Raw genomic sequence first — 931 nt, forward strand, 5'->3', positions numbered from 1 at the left:
GTAGGCCATATTGCAATCTTTCTTGTCAGGAAAGGCAGTATACTACCGCATACTGGCCTTTTCTGTTATTGGAAATTGCACTTGTTAGGCGAATGTAAGGGCCTTAGCGCAAACATCGTCAAACAGGCCGTCTGAAAACTAAATAAGGAACATCAAATGAATATGGATTTTCAAGCCACATTAAAAGCCTTGGGCAAACAAGCAAAAAAAGAAGCCGAGCAGCGCAAAATCGAAGCAGTAGAAGCCAAAAAGCGTGAAGAAGAGCAGGTTGATTTTGCCAAAGCGGTTGGTGCGGTAACGCCTTTGAAAAACTCGCAACGCTATGAAGCACCACGCCCGAAAACCACCATCAAGCCGCGCCCAAAAGCGGAAAGTGATTTGGCGGAAGAAGATTATTTTTATGTCGGTCAAGGTGGTTGGGACGAGCCACCGGCTACCTTTAGTAAAAACGGTCAAGGCAAAAACGACATTCAACGTTTGCGCAACGGCCATTATCCAGTGGTGGCTGATGTGGATTTACATGGCTATACGCAGGAAGAAGCGCAGCAAGTGTTGAATGAATTCATTGAATTCACTAAAAAACGCGGCGTATGTGCTGAAATCATACATGGTAGTGGTCTAGGGTCTTCCGGCTACAAACCGGTTTTGAAAAACATGACCCGCCGTTGGCTGATACAGCATCCGGATGTGTTGGCTTATGTTGAGCCGCGTCAAGGCAATGATGGTGCGGTACGGATTCTGCTGAAGCGTCCACGCCGTGAAGAAGAATAATCGAGCGATGATATACAAGGCCGTCTGAAAGCCAAAAGGTTTTCAGACGGCCTTGATGTATTTGGGTAAGCGGATTAAATGGTTGATCTTACCTTTGCATGAGAGTGAGACAGACCGGCATCTCATCGGATTATCTGGTTGATGCTTCACCTACTGCTGG

General features: G+C 46.5%; 1 protein-coding gene. It reads left to right on the top strand.

Annotated elements, in window-relative coordinates; translation table 11 throughout:
• Positions 1 to 156: 156 nt before the first annotated feature.
• Positions 157 to 771 carry a Smr/MutS family protein gene (locus CRG49_RS12960; RefSeq protein ID WP_095501652.1) on the top strand — a complete coding sequence of 205 codons (615 nt, stop codon included), beginning with the start codon at positions 157 to 159 and terminating at the stop codon, positions 769 to 771.
• Positions 772 to 931 lie beyond the last annotated feature (160 nt).

This window comes from Neisseria sp. N95_16, assembly GCF_002551535.2.
GTDB lineage: Bacteria > Pseudomonadota > Gammaproteobacteria > Burkholderiales > Neisseriaceae > Neisseria > Neisseria brasiliensis.

Coding starts and splice junctions, on each gene's coding strand:
- CRG49_RS12960 (WP_095501652.1), top strand. CDS start 157: ATGAATATGGATTTTCAAGCCACATTAAAAGCCTTGGGCAAACAAGCA.